At 28.3% G+C, this 22,606-nt stretch carries 16 protein-coding genes and 1 pseudogene; 5 read left to right on the forward strand and 12 right to left on the reverse strand.

The window, feature by feature from the left end:
* Positions 1 to 436 precede the first annotated feature (436 nt).
* Both RSD37_RS10690 and RSD37_RS10695 read right to left on the reverse strand, forming a co-directional pair.
* A complete protein-coding gene (locus RSD37_RS10690) occupies positions 437 to 1,291 on the reverse strand; it encodes a DNA adenine methylase (RefSeq protein WP_346946728.1) in 855 nt (284 codons plus the stop codon).
* A gap of 1 nt (position 1,292) precedes the next feature.
* Positions 1,293 to 2,147 (reverse strand): hypothetical protein, encoded by an 855-nt coding sequence (locus RSD37_RS10695; protein WP_346946729.1) that lies wholly within the window; start codon positions 2,145 to 2,147, stop codon positions 1,293 to 1,295.
* Positions 2,148 to 2,507: 360 nt separating this feature from the next.
* Between RSD37_RS10695 and RSD37_RS10700 the strand changes: the two genes are divergently transcribed.
* Positions 2,508 to 2,912: a 23S rRNA (pseudouridine(1915)-N(3))-methyltransferase RlmH gene (locus tag RSD37_RS10700; protein ID WP_346946730.1), complete on the forward strand. Its 405-nt coding sequence runs from the start codon at positions 2,508 to 2,510 to the stop codon at positions 2,910 to 2,912.
* 136 nt (positions 2,913 to 3,048) lie between these two features.
* Here the strand turns inward: RSD37_RS10700 and rlmH are convergent, their stop codons facing one another.
* The 7 genes from rlmH to RSD37_RS10735 all read right to left on the reverse strand — a co-directional run bounded on the left by rlmH (position 3,049) and on the right by RSD37_RS10735 (position 9,447).
* Positions 3,049 to 3,519, reverse strand: coding sequence for a 23S rRNA (pseudouridine(1915)-N(3))-methyltransferase RlmH (gene rlmH / locus RSD37_RS10705; RefSeq protein WP_346946731.1), 471 nt, complete (start codon positions 3,517 to 3,519; stop codon positions 3,049 to 3,051).
* Positions 3,520 to 3,653: 134 nt separating this feature from the next.
* On the reverse strand, positions 3,654 to 4,988 hold the full coding sequence (locus tag RSD37_RS10710) for an FAD-dependent oxidoreductase (RefSeq protein ID WP_346946732.1): 1,335 nt from the start codon (positions 4,986 to 4,988) through the stop codon (positions 3,654 to 3,656).
* 417 nt (positions 4,989 to 5,405) lie between these two features.
* Entirely contained in the window at positions 5,406 to 6,047 is a 642-nt protein-coding gene (locus RSD37_RS10715; RefSeq protein WP_346946733.1) for a lactate utilization protein, read from the reverse strand.
* A 110-nt stretch (positions 6,048 to 6,157) separates the two neighbouring features.
* Positions 6,158 to 6,655 carry an SEC-C metal-binding domain-containing protein gene (locus tag RSD37_RS10720; protein ID WP_346946734.1) on the reverse strand — a complete coding sequence of 166 codons (498 nt, stop codon included), beginning with the start codon at positions 6,653 to 6,655 and terminating at the stop codon, positions 6,158 to 6,160.
* An 85-nt stretch (positions 6,656 to 6,740) separates the two neighbouring features.
* Complete coding sequence (locus tag RSD37_RS10725; protein WP_346946735.1) at positions 6,741 to 7,328, reverse strand: GerMN domain-containing protein; 588 nt, start codon at positions 7,326 to 7,328, stop codon at positions 6,741 to 6,743.
* Positions 7,329 to 7,358: 30 nt separating this feature from the next.
* A complete protein-coding gene (locus tag RSD37_RS10730) occupies positions 7,359 to 8,144 on the reverse strand; it encodes an MBL fold metallo-hydrolase (RefSeq protein ID WP_346946736.1) in 786 nt (261 codons plus the stop codon).
* Between the two features lie 46 nt (positions 8,145 to 8,190).
* Positions 8,191 to 9,447, reverse strand: coding sequence for a UDP-N-acetylglucosamine 1-carboxyvinyltransferase (locus RSD37_RS10735; RefSeq protein ID WP_346946737.1), 1,257 nt, complete (start codon positions 9,445 to 9,447; stop codon positions 8,191 to 8,193).
* Between the two features lie 326 nt (positions 9,448 to 9,773).
* On the opposite strand from RSD37_RS10735, the gene RSD37_RS10740 reads away from it, so the two are divergent.
* The 4 genes from RSD37_RS10740 to RSD37_RS10755 all read left to right on the forward strand — a co-directional run bounded on the left by RSD37_RS10740 (position 9,774) and on the right by RSD37_RS10755 (position 13,315).
* Positions 9,774 to 10,322 (forward strand): hypothetical protein, encoded by a 549-nt coding sequence (locus tag RSD37_RS10740; RefSeq protein WP_346946738.1) that lies wholly within the window; start codon positions 9,774 to 9,776, stop codon positions 10,320 to 10,322.
* A 141-nt stretch (positions 10,323 to 10,463) separates the two neighbouring features.
* Positions 10,464 to 10,895 (forward strand): DMT family transporter, encoded by a 432-nt coding sequence (locus RSD37_RS10745; protein ID WP_346946739.1) that lies wholly within the window; start codon positions 10,464 to 10,466, stop codon positions 10,893 to 10,895.
* 125 nt (positions 10,896 to 11,020) lie between these two features.
* Positions 11,021 to 11,911 carry a selenium metabolism-associated LysR family transcriptional regulator gene (locus tag RSD37_RS10750; protein WP_346946740.1) on the forward strand — a complete coding sequence of 297 codons (891 nt, stop codon included), beginning with the start codon at positions 11,021 to 11,023 and terminating at the stop codon, positions 11,909 to 11,911.
* A 135-nt stretch (positions 11,912 to 12,046) separates the two neighbouring features.
* Positions 12,047 to 13,315 carry a S8 family serine peptidase gene (locus RSD37_RS10755; RefSeq protein WP_346946741.1) on the forward strand — a complete coding sequence of 423 codons (1,269 nt, stop codon included), beginning with the start codon at positions 12,047 to 12,049 and terminating at the stop codon, positions 13,313 to 13,315.
* A gap of 38 nt (positions 13,316 to 13,353) precedes the next feature.
* Here RSD37_RS10755 and RSD37_RS10760 read toward each other — a convergent pair.
* The 3 genes and pseudogenes from RSD37_RS10760 to RSD37_RS10770 all read right to left on the reverse strand — a co-directional run.
* Positions 13,354 to 13,845 (reverse strand): annotated as a pseudogene (locus RSD37_RS10760) (nicotinamide-nucleotide amidohydrolase family protein); the annotation flags it as partial.
* 52 nt (positions 13,846 to 13,897) lie between these two features.
* A complete protein-coding gene (locus RSD37_RS10765) occupies positions 13,898 to 16,825 on the reverse strand; it encodes an insulinase family protein (RefSeq protein WP_346946742.1) in 2,928 nt (975 codons plus the stop codon).
* Between the two features lie 280 nt (positions 16,826 to 17,105).
* On the reverse strand, positions 17,106 to 22,523 hold the full coding sequence (locus RSD37_RS10770; RefSeq protein ID WP_346946743.1) for a diguanylate cyclase: 5,418 nt from the start codon (positions 22,521 to 22,523) through the stop codon (positions 17,106 to 17,108).
* Positions 22,524 to 22,606: the final 83 nt, after the last annotated feature.

Consider the following 22,606-nt stretch of genomic DNA (forward strand, 5'->3'; position numbering starts at 1 on the left):
CGCTGTCCTAACTGTCCTGACTGTCCATAGTGTTACATTTCTTTCATATCACCATTATATATATTTATCCTCTTCCTTAATTTAAAATAATCTAAGCTTTAATTTCTACTATCAAGCCTAAATATCTACCGCTGCCTCAAATCGCAATTTAAAATAAATAGTTAATATATAGAATGCCATTATATTATGATGACAAAGTACTTAAGTCTAAAAACTATTTTATATTCTAAAAATTAAAAGACCAAGTGCTACTTTCACTTGATCTCTTCCTTAAATCTATATTTACGTCTTAATCTACATTTGTTGGTTGAAAATATGCCATTCTCTATGATAGTTCTATTGTATACCATAAACGCACTATTCAACTCTTGAAATGAAATTACATACCTAATTTAAATATAATATTTTTACATTTATTCACTGCCATATACTACTTCTATTTATTTGTATTTTTAAGTCTCAATCTTTCCATAGTATATTGTGATACATCAAAGTTAATCCATAAAAATTCTTCACTCCTAGTACCTTTCCTTCTACTATTATTATCAAACTCAATTTTCTGCCAACCAGCTTGCTCTAACTTCCTATAAATATCGGTATCATACCCATTTATAAGTACCTTCATCTTTGTTTCTAATAATATGCCTATTAGTTGTCCATAATCAAACTCGCCAAATCTATCATTTGATGGATATCCTTCAGTATTAGGATATGGTACATCTAATGTAACAAAGCAATCGTCTCTATCAATATTCTGGCTTAAGAAGTTTAAGCAATCACCTTGAATAATCTTTACCCCTTTTAGTGCTATATCAAATCTTTTATCTATTATATCTTTTATTTCTTTACGAAATCTTTGCTCTTTACCTTTAATCTTTCCCTCACCATAATTAGTTAATGCATTCTTCCAGCTAAGTCTAATAAAGACATACGTATATGCAGCTGACGTTATAATGTCTAGATTATCACTATAATAATTATCCCTCATAAAATAAAATTCATCCTGTGTAAAATTAAAAGTTAAAAGTTTTTTTATCAATAACTTAGTTGCTTCCCTATCTTGTAATACTGTAACTAATTTAGTTACACCTTCATCTAATTCACAATATACTTTATATATATTGTTAGGCAAATTTAAATTTGTTATGTATTTTCCCGATCCACCACATAGCTCACAAAATGCATTTAATTCATGATGATTTACTGACCATTCTATTAGTGGAATTATATTTCTTACTAATTTAGTCTTTCCTCCTTTATAAGGAAATAGACTAACTATCCTATTTTTCATTTTAATCAATACTCATTGTCATATTAGCTTTCATAATAGCTTGAACTACATCATCATTTAGCTTTACCGCATAGCTTATAGTACTAATTAATTGATATCTAAAAGTATTACGTTGTGTTTTAGCTCTAGCTTGTCTTACATATAAGATGTCATATTTTTTCCATAAACTCATCAACGTTCTAAATTCAACGTCTTTCTGTTCTCTTGCTAAACCTAATTCATCTAATAATACATCCCCATCAATTAATAAACAGTCAACTCCAGAGCATTTAAAATTCTTCTCTAATACCCCTATATGTTTTTCCTTATTAAAATCTTTTTTATCTAAAATCACTTTATCAGCATCATCTATAACTGTATCTAAAAAATCTAGATATATATTTTTATACTCATCCCTAAGTGATATAGATTCACCAATAGAAGTAAATACATCATCTACTTTAATGATTTTATATTGTTTACTATACCATAAATTATTCAAATAACTCTTAAGTTCATCAAATAGAGCCTCATTCATATACCCTAAATCTTTTAATTTTAAAAACACATCCCCAGATTTATCATTAATCAATTCTTGTAACTCAAATTCCCTTGGTATTTTATAATCTTCAAATTCATCATCACATTGGTTAATATCTATTATACTTTCAACCTTTACTATAAATTTAGAATTTCCTCTTTTATCTACTCTTTGCTCTAATTCTATATTGAAATTTTTCTTTATATCCTTATGTAATGAAATTTCTTCCGAATTACTTGAATCATCTATTTTAGGTATATCTTCTTTATATTCTTTAAAATTAATGACTGATAGTGCCAAAGAATTATCTCTACCCCTCACCTTATCGCTATACATATTTACGTCCTCCCTTTAACACTATAATACGAAAATTGAATTTTATACATTATTATTAATTTTATCATTTATTTACTTAATTTTCTACATTATATTACAACCTACCCAAATTAGTTTATTACATAAATTCCCATATAATAAATTTAATTAAGCTACATCATACAAAAGATGTTTACCCCATTTATTTAAGCCAATTTAGCCCCTACCAAAGCTTCAAATATAATTAGGCTAAATATACCCATCAATTTTAAAATGATTTTGTGAGCCTTTGTGAGAAATTAACCTAACAACCTTTCTTTTTAAAGAAATTTAATTTATAATTATAAATACTAGAAAATTAAGACTACGAGGTAATTAACTATGAACTTTAAAATATTCACTGTGGGTGATCAAATTGAAATGTACTATACTGAAGCAATAAATGAATACAGTAAACGCTTGACTAGATACTGTAAAATACATCACTGTCACGTGAAAAATCATGTGCAACTATCGAAAAAAATTCCTGCTAATGATTATATAATATTAGTTACTACCAAAGGTATTAATATTTCTTCCGAAAAACTTGCTAATAGAATAAATACATTAGGTGTGAATAGAGTTTCAAATATTTCTATTATTATAGGCTTAAATGATGAAATATCATGCAATGAAAAACTTGCTATAAGTTCTATGGAAATGGACTTGGGTTTAAAATCTACAGTTGTTTTTGAGCAACTTTATAGAGCTTATCGCATTTTGAATAATGAAGCCTATCATAAATAAAAAAATAGTCAACACTTATAGTATTGACTATTTTTAAGCACTTAAAGCTACCCTTGCTAATTCACTGTTTTCAATGTATATAATAAACTGTATATTCTTACCTAAATCACTAATACTAGTTTTATAATTATAGATGTCATGCATCACCCTTTATAATCCTATAGCCTCTATATATCTGCTCTAAAAGCATTACTCTAAATAGTTGATGTGGAAAGGTCATCTTTGAAAAGCATACTTTGTAGTTTGCTCTTTTTATAACTTGCTCTGATAATCCTAGGCTTCCCCCTATTATGAAAACTAAGTTTGAATTTCCTTCTACTCCACAGTTATCGATAAAAGCAGCAAATTCTTCTGAAGAAACGTGCTTACCTTTTAAATCCATAGCTACTACATAAGCATTATCTTTTATCTTAGATAGGATATTCTGTCCTTCTTTTTCTTTGATTTGTAATTCCTCTTTAGATGATGCATTATCTGGAGTTTTTTCATCTGGTAGTTCTATTATCTCTAATTTGCAATATCTTGAAAGTCTCTTGGAGTATTCATCTATAGCATCCTTTAAATACTTCTCTTTTATTTTTCCTACTGTTATTAACGTTATATTCACTGGCTTCCTCCTAAATTGTTATACTTATTTACTAAAATTAGTATATCTCTAAAGCTGATTTATTAAAAGAAAAACCTAACTTAATTAGAAAAAATTTAATTAAGTTAGGCTTTAACCTATATCATTCATATTTATTATTTTAATGCCTTAATTGCTACAGTGTTTAGTAAACTCCATGGTTTATTAAAGTGTGGTTGAAAGAAAAAGTCTGTCATTGAAAGTTGCTCTATTGTCATGTTATTTTGAACTACTACAGATAATGTATTCATATACTGAGTTAGATCCTCATCTGATATTATCTGTCCACCAAGAATTCTTCTAGTATTTCTATCATACACTAACTTTATCATTGCCTCACTAAAAGTTGGCATAAACTCTGGTCTATGATTTTCTTTTACTACTACTGAAGCTATATCCATAGATGTAGTACTTCTTGCAATCTCTTCTGTAAGCCCTGTAGATGCAATACATTTATCATATATTTTTATTCCTGATGTCCCTTGAGTACCCATATATTTAAGGGTTGGTTCTACTAAGTTTTTAGCTACAAGAGTTCCCATTCTAACAGCATTAGTTGCTAGTGGTATATATCGCTTATCCTTAGCTGGATTGTATTCTACAACACAACAATCTCCTGCTGCAAATATATCTTTAACGCTGGTTCTCATATATTCATCTATTATTATAGCTCCATTTGGAAGAGTATCTAATTTCCCTTTTACTAGATTTGTACTTGGTGCAAAACCTATACAAAGTACAACTAAATCAGCCTCATATGACCCCTTATCTGTAACCACACTAGCTACTTTCCCATTTTCGCCTTCAAATCTTTGAACTTTTTCTCCTAAAGTTAATTTTACTCCACGTTCCTTAAATTCTTTTTCTGCTATGTCCGTAAACTCTTTATCAAGATATTTACTCATCATTCTTTTCTCTGCATCTATTAAAGTTATATTCTTTCCTTGCATTTCAAAAGCTTCAGCAAGTTCTACTCCAATGTAACCCGCTCCTATAACTACTACATTTTTAGCTTCACTAGATTTTTTTATTATTTCCTTAGCATGATCATAATTTTTACAAAGTAATATATTATCTAGATTTTTACCCTCAAAATTAGGAACTATTGGCCACGATCCTAATGTAAGAACTAATTTATCATATTTCTCTTGTACAATATCCCCTGTTTTTAAACTTTTAGCTGTAATAATTTTATCTTCTATATCAATATCTGTTACATCGTAATTCATTCTCATGGTTATACCAAGGTTATTTAGATTTTCTGGTGAATTATAAAATAATTTTTCTGGTTCACTTACTACATTTGACACACTAAGTGCTATCCCACATGAAAGAAAGGATACGTTATCATTCCTTTCATAAACAATAATCTCACTATCTGGATAAAGCTCTTTTGCGTTTACTATAACTGCTGTGCCTGCATGGGTACACCCAACAACTGCGATTTTCATATATTAAACCCTCCCTTAAACTCTGTAATTTACCATAAAAATAACTTCTACATTAGGATGTGAAATTTTTTCTATTTATATCTCATCAATAGTATTTGTTATTTAATAATTATTATCTATATTTATTATTAAATAACTAATTCTTAGTTTATTCAATGTAGCTTTTAGTATTCCTAGTCAAATTAACTCACTAATACTTTAAATTGCTTTGATATAATTGAAATTTCACACTTATATACACATTAACATTTCTCCCATATAAACCTATTAAATATTCATTGTATCTTTTATATTATTAGCTTTACATTATATATTAAGTGTTGATTTTTACATTTTCTAAAATTGTTTTAATCAACACTAATTTAAAAGAGAGTATATAATAAAAAAGCTCCTGGAATTCCAAAAGCTTTTTACTAATTAATATCCTAGTTCTTCATTTAAAAAGATTACATGGATTCTATCTTTGTTTCCTTGTCTTCTTATTACTGTGTATTCATTGCAAATTCTATCTTCACTAGAACAATCCATACAATGCCCTACCTTTGCACATGGAGTAACTTTGTTTAATCTCTTACAGTTTGCAGGTGCTGCTATTCTTTCGTTTCTTACTATAGCCTCATTAATATCTTTTACAATCTTATTCTCACCTACTACAACAATAACCTTATCAGGACCATATAACATTGCTGCTACTCTATTTCCATTTCCATCTACATTATACAGCTCTCCACTTTCTGTTATAGCATTAGTGCTTGTAAAATATACATCCGCTGAGAATGACTCTCTATAAATATTTTTTATATCTTCTTTTGTTAATCCTTCTTTGTATCTATCTAAAAATTTATATCTTCCACTTCTCAAATGTTCAATTACACCAGTTTCAAATAAAGACATAGATCCTCCACAAGATACAGTATCTCCTTCTGATGTGAGCTCATTAATTTTATCTATCAAATCGTTATAATCATTTACCAAATAGCCATTGATACCATTTTTTTTAAGTGAATTAATTGTTTGATTGATTCTATTTTCCTTTAACCATTTCATATTACTATCCATTTTTCACTACCCTCCCAAATAAATTTATTATATATATTATACCATATTTATACACAACAAAATAAAAACCCTAATGAAGTTTTATAAACTCATTAGGGTTAATTGTTATATTATTTTCCACAACATTTCTTATATTTTTTTCCGCTTCCACAAGGACATGAATCATTTCTGCCAATTTTAGCTTCATTCACTACAGTCTTTGATTCTCTCCAAGTTTTTTGTATTTCTTTTCTCTTTTCTTGTGAGAATATTCTATCCCATTGTGGTAATGTATAAAGGTAGTCTGCTTTAGAATCAAGCATATTAAAATATAACTTTTCAAAATCTATTTTAAAGCTAATTTCTGTGTCAGTTTCTATAGCTTCAAGATCAAGTTCCTTGTCTATACTTTCATTTATTCCATCTAAGAATCCCATAAAGTAAACTTCGTTTACTTCAAATTCTTTAACTAAATCTGAAAATTTACCACTAATTACACCATCAGCTATAGTCAGTGCTTTAATATATATTGATTTCTCAACTTTAGCATATTGATTCCAAAATTCTGGTTCCCCATTTTCTTTAACAAATTCTACAACGTACTCTGTCCAATTGCTATATATACTCATGTTAATTTCTCCTTTTTTATCCGAATTTTATATAATAGTTATTTTATTAATTATAATAGATATTCATTTATGTTTCAAGAACATCTTATTTTTGAATCTTTAAATTTCCTATTTCATCTTTACTAAAAGGTTTTGATATGTCATAATTACCGCCAAGAGTTTCTACTCTTTGATTATCTATTGTAATCATAACCTTAGCTACAGATTCTAATTGTGTTAATGAGTTTGTTACTGATTTAAGCAACGTTTCTTCTTGAACCACAGTCATTTCAAATACAGCCTCACTACTTAAATTAATATATCCTATACCATCCTTGATAGAAAAGTTTAGAAGTCTTGTCTCCTTTGGAAGCACTGGTTTACTCTCGCTTACAATAGCAGGTCCTTTAATTAACTCCTGCATTATGATTTCTCCTAGAAACTCCTCATTGCTAATAAATCTTTCTTCCTTAACAATGTCAGCCTTGTCTTCATTTCCACCAAAATATAAAACTATATTTGTACCTTTATCGTTAGAGGTTAATTCTTTTGAATTCTCAAGTTTTTCCTTACTTATTGTACTTGGTTTATCTTTCTTTATAATCTTAGTTTTTGTAGCATAAATTACACCCACTAATAAAGCTATTCCAACTACTATAGCTATTACAATTAGACTTAAGGTTTTCTTTTTCATATTCTACCTCCTAATTTATGTCTTAACTCGTTATATTTCCGATAATAAACTATGCTTATCTCTATTGCCCATTTTTAAATCTATATCTTTATGTATATCTATGTTATTTTCTCTTAATACACAAGCCACTGTTTCATATGCAAGTTCTGGGTAATTGTTAGTTTTACTTAGGTGTCCTAAATATATAGTCTTGTGACTATCCTTAAGAATATCTACTATAGCCTTACCACAATCCTCATTTGATAAGTGTCCCCTTGAACTTAATATTCTTTGCTTTAAATTATATGGATATGGTCCAAACTTAACCATTTCTACATCATGATTGCTCTCTAACAGTATTATATCACTGCCTTCTAATGCCATTTTTACTTCTTTCGAAAAATAGCCTAAGTCTGTAGCTATGCAACATGCTTTTTTATTACCATGGATTTTATATCCACGTGGAGCTACTGCATCATGAGATATTGGAAAATTCTCAATAGTTAAATTTTCAATCTCACTAAACCTACCCTCTACCATTTTTATGTTTTTTTCTTTTATATTTCCGATCTTGCCCTCCATAGCTTCCCAAGTAAGACTTGGTGCATATATTGGAACATCATATTTCCTTGAAAATACTCCTACACCCTTAATATGATCAGAATGTTCGTGAGTTACAAATATACCATCTATTGATTTTGGATCTACACCTATGTTGTTCAACTCTCTATCTATAGATTTACCTGGCATACCCACATCTACCAATATATTCATATCACCTTCTGATACAAATATACTGTTACCACTGCTACCACTAAATAATGGGCAAAATTTCATAGTTTTCTCCTCAATCTATTATTTATATATACAATATAAATAAGTTCTAGTTCTTCACTCTTAAAATGTCCGCACCTAGTGCTTTAAATTTCTCTTCAATGTATAGATATCCCCTATCTATATGCTCTATTCCTTCTACTTCAGTTTTTCCCTGTGCTGAAAGTCCTGCAATTACTAATGCTGCTCCAGCTCTTAAATCAGTAGCACGAACCTTAGCCCCTGTTAGTTTTTCCACACCATCAATTATAGCTATTTTACCCTCTATTTTAACATTTGCGCCCATTTTCTTTAATTCATCAACGTGCTTAAATCTGCATTCATATATACTTTCATTTACTATGCTTCTTCCTTGTGCAATAGTCAAAAGCGTACTAATTGGTTGTTGAACATCTGTTGGGAATCCAGGGTATGGAAGAGTTTTTATATTTACACCCTTTAATTCCTTTTGACTCTTTATTGTAACTGAGTCATCATGTTCTACCACTTCTACCCCCATCTCTACAAGCTTTGCAGAAATAGATTCTAAGTGTTTTGGAATTACGTTATTTAAAACAACTTCTCCACCACAAGCTGCTGTTGCTATCATAAATGTTCCAGCTTCTATCTGATCAGGTATAACAGAATAATTACATCCTGAGAGTTCTTCTACTCCAGTAATCTTAATTACATCTGTTCCAGCACCTTTAACATTAGCACCCATTGTATTTAAAAAGTTTGCTACATCTACTACATGTGGTTCCTTTGCTGCATTTTCAAGTATTGTAACTCCTTCTGCAAGAGTTGCTGCAAGCATAATATTTATTGTAGCTCCAACACTTACCACATCAAAATATATAGTTGTTCCAACTAGTTTATCTGCAATAATATTTACTGCGCCATGTTCTATTGTAACCGTTGCACCTAACGCTTCAAATCCCTTGATGTGTTGATCAATAGGTCTATCTCCAATTGGACATCCACCAGGAAGTTCAACTCTAGCTTTTTTAAATCTTGCAAGAAGTGCCCCTAATAAATAATAAGACGCTCTCATTTTTCTTACTTCAGGAATTGTAGCATTTGTTGTTACAATGTCTGTACTGTCTATTGAAATACAGTTACAACCTGCCTCAACTTTACATCCTAAATATTTTAGAATAATTTCTAAACAATTAATATCTTCTATATTGGGAACATTGTCTATTGTGCAAACTCCCTTAGCTGCTAAAATTGCTGCTGGTAAAATTGCTACTGCTGCATTCTTTGCTCCATCAATATTTACATTTCCGAATAATGGATTTCCTCCATTTATAACTAACTTTTCCATATAGGTATCATCCTCACTATTTATATAATATCCATATATAATATATGTTAACTTATTTTAATCTTTTATTTTAGTGTCTAAAATCTCATAATCATAATTATATCACATTGTTACTACATTTTAATAAAATTTTTAAAATTAAAACCTATTTTTTCTTAGAATTTATTTCAATGTAAAATATACTGTAAATACTTAGATATAATTCATTATATAACATATTATAACCTATAATATTATGTTATAATACTTTTAATTATAGCATTGAAATTATTTTATTTGTGATATAATAGTTTATAATGAAAATTTTACATAATGGGAGGAAAAAAATGAAATATTATTTAGTTGCATTAGTGGATGATAATTCTATTGATGATATTATATCTATTCAAAAATTTTTAAATAAGAAATATAGGTTATATAAAAATATATCTAGTTTATACATTCCTCTAGGTTCTGTATCTAATACAGAACTTGATAAATTGGACGATATAATAAAAAAAATCTTATCTCCTTATAAAAAATTTAAAGTTGGGATTGATAATGATATTTATATTAACGATACTTCGAATACAGTAAACTTAAAAGTTAGAGATAAAGGGTATATAAATAAAATATCTAGAGGTATGTTTGATATGTTTAATACCCACGGTATCAGTGTCAAAGACTTTTCAACTTCTGAATACTTTAACATGCCTATTTCTAATGCCAATAATGCTATTAGAAAAGCCTGTGTTAATAATAATTTTTTCATAGATGACTCTAAGACCAAAACTGAACCACTTAATTTCACAAAAGTAAGTAAAATAGAAGTATGGAAACAGTTAAACAATAGACGTGATACTCTAATTAAAAGTTATTCCTTAAGTGATTTTTAGAATATAGGATATAGCTGTTAAATATTTAGATATATAGTTCAAGATACATATATTATAAAACACTTAATTATAGTGATTAAAACTTAAATAATTATATTTTTATTAGGGTAAACTATCTTTAAAAGGATGGTGATAAACTCTATGTGGGGTATAATTTTCTCAATAATTGCAGGTATTACCATGAGTGTTCAAGGGGTTTTTAATACAGAACTTTCAAAAAAGGTTGGTCAATGGGAAACCGTTGTGTTGACTCAGGCTATAGCACTTGTAACTGCCATAGTTGTCTTACTATTTATTGGAGATGGTAATTTTAGAAATTTAAAAGATGCTAATAAACTTTATCTCTTAGCCGGTGTTCTAGGTACCCTAATTACTTTTACAGTAATTAAAGGCATGTCTAGTCTTGGACCCGCTGTAGCGGTATCAATAATCCTTGTAGCTCAACTTATTGCAGCTGCCCTTATTACCCACTTTGGTTGGTTTGGATCTAAAGCCTATAGTTGTGGTATTCGTGAATGCATTGGTGTAATTATAATGATAGCTGGAATCATAATTTTTAAATGGAAAGGATAGTTTTTATCTTTTCTATTTTTATGTTGAATAGAATATTTATTAGTCTTAATGAAGATTATTCTGAACAAAGTAAGCTTCATATTATAAGCTCATTTTGTTCAGAATACTTAAATTGGAGGTAGTCCATGGATTTTAAACAATTAGAAGCATTTATTACGGTATCTAAGCTTAGAAGTTTTTCTAAAGCTGCTAATGCTATTTATTTATCTCAACCTACTATAAGTTCACATATATCTAGTTTGGAGCGTGAGCTTAATATACAGTTATTTGATAGAACCTCAAAAGAGGTTAATTTAACCCCTATAGGCGAATCTTTTCTACAATATGCTAATGATATTATAAATACAAGAAATAATGCTATTACCGATTTAGCTAATTTTAATAATACCATTGCTGGAACTCTTAATATTGCTGCTAGCACCACTCCTTGCAATTCTTTATTACCAACTCTTGTATCAAAATTTAATGATCTTTATACAAATGTTAAATTTAACATTAAAGAACAGGGTTCAGTTTCTATAATAAAAGATATTATAGATCTTAAATGTGAAATTGGATTAGTTGGTACAATAATAAATAACCCTAAAATAAATAGTTATAAGATTATGAAGGATGAATTAGTTGTAATTTCTAACTCTAAATTAAATCTTCCTGATATAATATCTATGGATGATTTAATTAAATATCCTTTTATAATTAGAGAAAAGGAATCTGCTACTAGACATACTTTAGAAAGTCAACTTCATTATCATAATATCGACCTGAGAAAATTTAAAATTCTTTGTGAAGTTGATAGTGTCCATGCTCAACTAAAATTTATTGGACTTGGACTTGGTATTTCCATAATCAGCAAAAGTCTATGTGAAGACTGTATAATAAGTGGAGATATGCGTATTAGTAGAATTCAAGGTCTTGATCTAAATAGAGATATTTTCTTAGTTGTTAGCTCAAAACGCACACTTACTCCCATTGCTAGAGCTTTCTTTAGTATGTGTAAAGAAATATATAAATTATAAAATTAAAGCTAATGTATAAAAGTTATAAACTTTTGTATGTTAGCTTTTTAAATTTGTATATTAATTTAAAGCTTTAACAAATGTCTAAGTTTTACATATACTGATAAGTGTAATAAGTATGCAAGGAGTATTACTATGTTTTTCAGTAAAAAGCTTGATCCTACGCTAAAAGATATAATTGATAGCAATATGTATAATAAATATAGAGTTATAATAAAATATGGAAGCATTAAAGATTCAATAGAAAAAAAGGTGAAATCCTTAAAAGGTGAAATCCTTTATAATATAAAGTCCTTACATTGTTTATGTGTACTAGTTACCAAAACAGCAATAAAAAGAATTATTGAGCTGCCTGAGGTTAAATATATATGTCTTGATGATATAGCCTTTCTTTGCAGTAAAAACGTACTCCATGCTAATGGTATATTTTTAGATAACAAAAAATTTGAAATCATTAAGGAAAAGCAAGTTTCTGGTAAAGGTATTGGGATTGGCATCATAGACAGCGGCGTTTATCCTCATATGGATTTAACCATCCCCTCAAATAAGGTTAAGAAATTCATTGATCTAATTAATGGAGCCACATACCCTTATGATGACAACGGCCACGGAACATTTATCTCTGGAGTAATTTGTGGAGATGGTAGTAATAAAAAAATTAAGCACCGTGGGATTGCGGTTAATAGTGATTTAGTTATGATTAAAGCCTTTAACAAATTTGGTAAAAGCTATGTATCTTCTACACTTTACGCTCTAGAATGTCTATATAATCTTAGTGATGAATTTAATATTAAGGTTATTTGCGCTCCATTTGAGATAACCACCTTAAATAAATTTACTCTTTCTCTTTATGATAAACTCTTTGCAATGTTTAAAAAGAAAAACATATTAATAGTTGTTCCTGCTGGTAATAATGAAAATAAGGAAGATACAATAAAAGGTATAGCTCTATCTGATAAGGTACTTACCATAGGGGGTATTAATACAAGTACATCCTATTCTACAAGCGAATATTCTTGCTGTGGATCCATAAAATTTTTAAAGAAACCAGACTTTGTAGCTGCTAGTGATGATATTATTTCTCTAAATTCTGATCGTTCTTATGTGTCAGAACGTGATGGCGAAAAGCTTTACCCATCACCACTTACTTCTCTTTATACTACAAGTAGTGGTACATCCATATCTTGTGCCTTTATAGCTGGTATATGTGCACTTTTATTTGAAATAAATAACAACTATACCTTTGATGATATATATACCTTATTAAAAATTAATTCTACTCTAATAAATGATAAAAAATATAAGCAAGGTAATGGTTACATTAATGTAAGCAACCTTGTAAACACTTATATACAACAGCCTCCTAAGGATGAGGTTAAAAGAATAAAAAATAACATCCCATAATAACATGGGATGTTTTTCTATGGTTTTAAATTTTCACTTTAACTTAAGAGAAGTCTTCTAAGCATATCTAAAAGAATTACAGTTGTTCTTTCTCTTATCTTCTGCCTATCTCCTACAAGATTTAATTCCTTTGTAGTAACTTCATTATTATAGTATATCCCTACATATACTCTACCTACTGGTTTTTCAGCAGTTCCACCACCTGGTCCAGCTACTCCTGTAGTTGAGATTCCTATATCTGCTCCTGATGTTTTTGATACTCCCATGGCCATTTCACCTGCAACCTGATGACTTACTGCACCAAATTTATCAAGAGTTTCTTTTTTCACATCTATTCTATTCATCTTAGCCTGATTACTATAAGTTACTACTCCCTCAAGTAAACTTTGAGAAATTCCTGGGTAATTTATTAATCTTGCTGCTACCATACCTCCAGTGCATGACTCTGCCGTCGCAATGGTAAGCCCTTTACTCACTAGTATTTCTCCTAGGACATTTTCTAATGTGGTATTACCCTCATAATATATATTATTTCCCGAAATTTCTGCTCCATTACTTTCTTTAAACATTTCTTCACACACCTTAGTTAAATACATTTTCTAAATTTTTAAATATATCCTTATCATTTTTAATCTTACCATCATTTCCAAGAACTACAATAAAGTTTTTATCAGTTACATCAGCTATTAATTTTGAGAATCCATTAATATCTTTTACAGTAGTTGTTAAAACTTCTTTTCTTTCTCGTTGTCTATCTTCTTGTGATATTCCTCTTATATAATAACTTATTGCAGTATCTCCAGCCATTGATGGTGTTAATGGCATATCTAATTCACTAATTGTTCCTATTATATACTTCAACATTTCCCTATCTGTAGTTGTAAAATCTGCTACATATTTTGAAGTCTCATCATAAGCTTTTAGCGTCTCTTTTATATTAGGATCTCTATAACTTGCAAACATTAAATTACCACTTCTAACGATGTTTGCAAATGCTCCATATGCTCCACCTTGTACTCTAACTTTATTCCATAGATAATCCATACCTATTATAGTTTTTAGAACTAATAATTTCCCGGTAAATTCATAGCCTAATTTTTTATAGTTATATCCTTTTGCTACATACTGTACATTTGATGGTGTAAGCATACCTTCATTTTTGTTTTCTTCTATAAATTCATATTCCTTAACCTCTATAGATTCATCTGATAATACATTTAAGATTGTAGAAATATTTTCATCAACAGCTTCAACCTCTTCCATTTGACCTGTTACTGTTACAATTAAGTTGTTTTTATTAAAAATCTTTTTCTTCATAGCTTCTAACTTTATAACAACTTCATCGATTCTTCCATCAAAATTATTTTCAAATTCCTTTAAAAATTTATAAAATTCATATCCGGATGTATTCTCTATATATGAATAAGCTGGTGAGAAATATGAACCTAATCTAGTTGTTGCCACTTGATGCCCTCTATCTATAAGCTTCATTTCAATTCTTGATATTAAAACTCTAGTCAATTCTCTTATTCTCTTTTTATCATTAAATACAGTATTTTCGATTATATCACTCAGTATCTCTAAAGCTTTTGGCAACTTATCTACAACTACACTACAATGACCTTCAAAGTATGGACTATACTTAAGTACATCCTTACTATCTCCATAAACTTCATTTTTAAAATACATTCCACCAGTATTTATTAGTATCTCATTAGATAAATCACTATAGCTATAAGTTTTAGTATTTACTTTACCAAGTAAAGTACTTAATAAACTTATATACGGAATATCCTCTTGATCTAAACATTTACTATTAAACATAAAACTTAAATAAGCTATCTTACTAGTAAATACATCATGATGAAGTATTTTAATTCCTTTGGTATCTATTTCATTTACCTTTAACTCATCAATCTTCTCTTCTATATCTTCAAGTGATAATACCGGTATAGTCTCTAAAATTTCATGTGAATCTGGAGTTGTTTGTCTATTTATTAAACTCTTTGTTTCGTTTACAATGCTTTGAACTTCTTCCATAGATAGGTTAGCTTTATAATCTTGCAACTTCTTATTTAGCTGCTTATCTTTTTCCTCTGCTAACCCTTTCTTAGGGCATAGTACTATAAGAGAGCCATGATTATTATTTAATAGATACTTTTCTATAAGATTTTCAAAATAATTAGATGTTAACCCAGTCTTCATCTTCTCAATGCTCTTCTCATATTTTAAGTGCCTTAGAGGATCTCCGCCATGAAGCCAGCTATCCATAGCAGTCATATAATAGAATAATCCCTTAGGCATACCTTGAAAATCTGCTTCTCTTAATTTAAATTCTGTAATATTAACACATGCCTCTATAAGTTTCTTATCTATTCCTTTATCTACTAAAGATTTTAATGTGCTAAACACAACCTCTTTAAATTTTTCTTTTTTATCCTTCTCACTATTTTTAAGTACTATACTAAACACCGGTTGTAAAATACTATTATCATAACTTCCATAAACATCTTTTCCTAAGTTAGCATCAAGTAGTGCTTGCTTAAGAGGTGCTCCTTGAGTCTCTAATAATAGATATTCTAAAGTGCTTAAACTTAAATATAATTCATCATCAGTAGATTCTCCAGTGACAAAGTTTAAAGCCATAAAAGTTTTTTCACTTTCCCCATCTTCTTCTGATATAGAATATTCGTATATAACTTCTTTTATATTTTCAAAGGACTCTTCAGGTAGAATTTCTGAATCTATTTCCTTTTTATCAAAATTAACTAAGTAATTATCATTTATAAATTCTAACATCTTATCTAAATTTCCATCTCCATATAAGAATATATAGCTGTTTGATGGATGATAATACTTGCTATGGAATCCTAAAAATTCTTCCTCTGTTAAATTAGGTATTGAATCTGGATCTCCGCCTGATTCAAATACATAGGTATTATGTTCAAATAATGATTCTTGTATCTTCCTCATTAAAACACCATCTGGCGATGAGAATGCACCCTTCATCTCATTATATACAACACCCTTATAGCTTAAATCATCCTCAGCATTTTCTAACTCATAATGCCAACCTTCTTGCATTAAGATTTCCTTAGTATTATATATATTAGGATAAAAAACTGCATCTAAATATACATCCATTAAGTTGAAAAAGTCTTTTTCATTTTTACTTGCTAATGGATATATGGTTTTGTCACTAAAAGTCATTGCATTTAAAAAAGTATTTAAAGAACCTTTTATAAGCTCTACAAATGGCTCCTTTGTAGGAAACTTTCTAGACCCACAAAGCACACTATGTTCTAATATATGTGCAACACCTGTATCGTCCTTTGGTGGTGTCTTAAACCCTATTGTAAAAACCTTATTAGAATCATCATTTTCTAAATGTAAAAGTCTTGCTCCTGTTTTTTCATGTGTAAATATTCTTGATATAGAGTTTATCTCCTCTACCTTTTCCTCTTTATCTAATTTAAAACCATGATATATCTGACCTATATTATAATTCATACTTTTCCTCCTACCTATATTAAAATATACTTCTTTAATTTCTAATGTTACTATTATCTATCTGTCGTAGTTTAATATTCACTATTTTAGTCATAATATAAGTTTCATATTAAATTTAACATATAAATTTAAATAGCCTTAGTTTTGTACCACACTTTATAACTATAATTCATTATTTTAGAAGTTATTCCTTAAATTAATTATATATTATAAAGAGTTAATACTAAAGTTTTTAGCATTAACTCTTTATCTTTTAATTATATGTTTTTTATCTAAAACCTTATTCCTTATTACTAAGTATTGGAACCATAATCTTTGCCAATGTATTAACAAAATTCAATTCATCATAGGTAAATTCCTTATGGGTAATAGAAACTGATAAGTATATTACCCCAATAATCTTTGTTTTATCCTTTAGTAACACTACCATATTAGATTTCAAATCAGGAATATCTTTAATTTCTTCATATTCCTGTACATAATCCCAATCTACTCCACAAATATTTTCTCCTAAGGCTATAGATGATTTTATCCTATCATAGTTATATAGTCCACCAACTACGTCACTACCTTGACCTACTACTTTAGAATATATATTTGTAAGTTCACCTTCATTTACCTGAAATAATGTACACAAATCAGACTCTGTAATCTCTGCAATTCTATTTATTATAATCATAAATTTCTCTTCTATCTCCGTCTCCGCATTAATTAAGTCTATAAACTCAATTACTGTAGATACATTCTTATAATCCTGATTTCCATTACCCACGAATATTCCACTTAATCTGTTAGTAGTACTAATTTTAGACCCGTAAGACTCATTCCAAACCCTAGTAATATTACGTCCACTATTTTTAGCTACATATAAAGCCTGGTCTGACTTCTCTATAAGTTCTTCATAAATATTGGTATGATTGGGATAATTGGCTATTCCTAAGCTTACCGTCACATCTCGCTTATCCCCCATAATTTTAGCTTCATATATCTTTATCCTAATTCTTTCTGCAATAGTTTCCGCTTCTTCGATTCCCGTATTTGGCAACACTATGATAAATTCTTCTCCACCATATCTACCAATTACATCATCTTTACGTATATTTTTTATTATTTCATTACATAGTTTACTTAGTACTTGATCTCCCGTTCTATGTCCAAATGTATCGTTAATACTTTTAAACTTGTCTATATCTACCATTATAGTTGAGAATTCACCACCTAGGTTACTAACTCTGTCTATTTGTTCATGAATGAATATCTCTAAATACTTCCTTGTCAATGTGTTTGTAAGTTTATCTATTGTAGAACTTGCTTTAACATTAAGCTTATCAATTATCATATATAATATTTTACCTATGGTTATACACTTATTAATACTATCTTTATTTATATTGTTTAGCTTTCTATCACATTCTACATATATATATCCTAAAACATCATGCTCATAATCATATTTACTGACTCTATTTATATTTTCTACAATTTGTGTTATAGGCACGCACATTGATGATTTAATAGGACTTTCTACATCGTAACTTAGTACATTTCCATTGGCATCTTTAATTAATCCCCTATTCACCATTATTGGCATACCCTTATTTCTTGAAATATTCACTACAGTCATATCCTCTGGTAATTCCTTTTCCTCAGCATTGCTTGTTATAACTGAAAATTTATTATCATTTTCTATTATTACCATTGCCTTTGAAGCTAAAGTTATATGACTTATATATTTACATATCAATTCCATACTGTCTTGACTATTTCCACATAAGCTATTTAAAAGATCCTCAATATTATCAATTGCTCTTAATTCATAATCACTATAATTTCTTAATGATTTTATAAAGTCATCATTTATAAAATCACTCTCAAGAATAATTTGAAATAGTTCTTCTATATTTTCTGTAGTTTCTATATCTATAGAAATAGGTTCACTACTAATTTTATGATTATAATAGCTCTTTATGTCTAAAAGCATTTCAAAACACTCAATCATATACTTTTCTTTTCTCAAGAATGCCTTTTTATTATGCCTTGGGATTTGAATTAGAATTTCTACTATCATATCACACGCTTCTACTAGATATCTGGCGGCATATGAATAATTAGAGTTATTATAATAAAAATAACCTATTGTTGAGTATACTCTCCACATTATAGTTGGATTCTTGACGTCTTTATACAAAGATATGGATTTTTCTAAATCAGTAAAAGATATTCCAGCATGTAATTTACATCCGATATAGTCTAATGTCAGTTTATTTGTATTTGACTTTACATATTTTCGTAACTTATTCATGTATTCGTATAATTTCTTTGCCTTGTTTTTTTGTCCTTTGTTTATTAGTTGAATTGCACCCTCAGCTAACATTGATATTCTCAAGTCTATATATAATATTTTTTCACTAACACTAATTACATTGTCTACAGTAATTAAATTCTCATTAGAATATACACTACTAATCATATGAAGAAGTTCTAACTTATGATTCATCAATGAATCTGAACCATCAAATACTTTTTTCCCTTTAAGCAAGTATTCCTTAGCCTTTTCACTGTCAGCCAATAAACTATTTACATAGTATAAAAGTGTGTAATAAGGTGCTAAATCTTGTCCATAATCTGAATTAACCTCTATATAATTATTACAAAGTTCCACGTATCTAAAACACTCCAAATATTTCCCTTGTTTAAATAACACAGATCCTATATAAACATAATTATAAAAATTCATATATACAAGTTGCTCTTCTATTGCCTTATTAGATGACTCAATTAAATATTTGTATGCTTCATCATAATTTAATAATACATAGTTTATAAATCCTATATTAGATCCAGCTGTTACATCAAAAGATCTATTATTGCCATCCTTGTTGAGATTATAAATCTTCACAAACCATGCTAAAGCTTCTTCTCCAGATTGGATATAATCAGCATATATTACTCCTATGTTATTATATGCTCTTATAAGTCCACTAACATAGTTATTTTCATAACAATTCTTAATAGTTTTTTTTGTTATGTCTAAAGCTTCTTGGACCTTGCTCTGTGAGATTAATGCATTACAGTACATGTTTGAAAATATAACCATATAGTCTATGTGGTCTTCCTTACAAATACTCATCCCATAGTTACTTAATTTCTTTAACTTCTCATATTCTTGATTTTTAAATAAATTTATTGATTGGATCCTTAAATATTTTATTTTACCTGTAATATAGTCAACTTTCTTCAAGGCCTTTGCTATTTCACTTGTATAATAGTCAACTTCTTCATTTTTATTTAAGTCTATATATATTGATACCATTTCTACCATAATATCAATACTTTTTATTACCTCATTGACTTTACTACATAGTTTTATTGCATTATCATAATATCTGAGACTTATAATTTTTTCAGATAATTTATTATATAAATTACCTAATCTCATATTAGCTTCTATTTGATCTTTAGTGACCTTATCTTTATCCTCTAGATTATCAATAATATCTAGTATTTTAAGATTACATCTTATTGATTCATTACTATTATTTATAGATTCTAATCTTTCTTCATTTTTCTTATAATAATAAATTAATCTTTCCTTATCACCTATTATCTCTAAGTGATAAATAGTCTCCTCTATATAAATATTAAAATCTCTTGCACAATATTTTATAAGTATTTCTGAAATTTTATTATGAACATTTTCTTTTTCATAATCATCTACACTTCTATATAAATAATTTTTTAAAAATCTATTATAGAATGTGTATACAAAGCCATTATCACTTATACTACTGTATAGTATTCCCTTTGATACTAACTCTTCAACTATATTGATTATAACTTTTTCATCTATACCTATAAGTTCTTTTAATATATCAACAGATATAGGCATATAAAAGAATGACATATTGTACAAAACATTATAGAATACCTTGTCTAATTCTTTTAATTGATTCTTACAAACATCTTCCATATTGGTAGACATAAATATTTCATGATCATCAATTTTATTCCATATACCAGTATCCTTATCCATATATATGACTTTTCTCGCAGATAGATCTTTTAATGCTTCCTCTATAAATAGAGGATTGCCTCTTGAATACTTGTAGAACATATTCATAAATTCTTCTGATATATTTTGTAAATTTAAAATATTTTTTAAGACTTGTCCAGCTTTATCCTCTGATAAAGGTCTTAGATGAATATTTAAATTAACTTTATTTGTAATTTGTTCTATAATTTCTGTAAACTTAGAATTGTTAAGACAATCTCCATCTCTATATGATAGTATTCCTATGATATTACTTCCTACAGTAGTCTTGTTTAAAATATACTGTATTACGCCTAACGTAAAATCGTCATATATATTCATATCATCAGCGATAATTATTCCTGGGTTCTCACTATAGTATTCTTGTAAAAATGAAGATATTTTTGCGATAAGTATAAATCTTGATTTACTATTTAATCCATGTAGCTTACAACCTTCTTGTTTTTCTTCTCCATACATGTCAGGTACAAAGTTAATCAGATCTTTTTTGTACTTATTTACCAAACTCTTATCTGCAACACTTACTATTTGCCTCAATAACTGGTTAATTATTAATTTAGTTGAATCTTCTTTATTACTTTTAATGTGAATACAGTTAATATTTTTACCATCTTTATTTTCTTCAATGTTTATTCTATACTTTATGTGGTCGATTAATCTACTCTTACCTATTCCAATTTCACCATGAACTAAAATTATATTCTTTGATTCATGATATTTTTCAATATTATTTATAGATGTTAAAATAGCCTTTATCTCTTCATTTCTTCCTATTATCGGTATGTTAAAACTAATGTTTTCTAATTCATCATTAACTTTATATTTATAATCTTTACCATATAAGTCATTTATATGGTCTATGATATCAAGTATGTTATTATATCTATTTTCTTCACTATTATTACATAGCTCACATAACAATTCATGTATTTTATTTCCAAACAAATGTTTATATTTAGAGTTGTCGGTCTTATTTATACACCTTATGATACTTTTACATGTCTTGTTATCTCTATATTTGCGTTTATTTTTTAGAACGATATTGACTAGTATTTCTGCCAATTTCTCTATATAGTAACTAGTTTCAGTAGATTTGCTAGCTACCCCTTCTATTACATCTTCGTCATGTTCATAATAATTAGCTATGCCAATTTCTCTATATTCAAGTAATGTTGTTATTTTATCTTTGAGTTTAACCTTGAAATCTTGTGTAACATATATGCTTTCCACTTTAAGTGGCATTATCTTGTGATAACTATATGATTGGCTATATGCTAATTTACATACTTCCGAAAAAGTATTTATCAATGCTTCTTCAGAAATATCTTCTACAAAATCTAATAATGGTTTATATTCACCAATCCACTCTGTAGTATAGTAATAATTTTCTTTATTATTTTTATTATCTAAATTTACTACTACTCCAAAGTCTAAAATATTTACAGTTGTAGTCTTATCTATATAATTTATTCTCTCAAATTCACTTATACAAAACTCAAGTAATCGTTGCTCTATATGAGTGGTATTAAGGATACATAATTTAACTCTAACTATTCCTTGCATCATATCCATAGCTTCATATACTGAGTATGTCCTACTCTGATGTAATAATTCAACTATTCTATATCGTCCATTCACCATCTTCATACTAAATACCCACCCACCTAAAATAATAAATTCTTAATTTTTGTATAAATTTGTTAATTATTATATAAACATCATTATACCAC

This window comes from Clostridium sp. (genome assembly GCF_036646415.1).
GTDB lineage: Bacteria > Bacillota > Clostridia > Clostridiales > Clostridiaceae > Clostridium_J.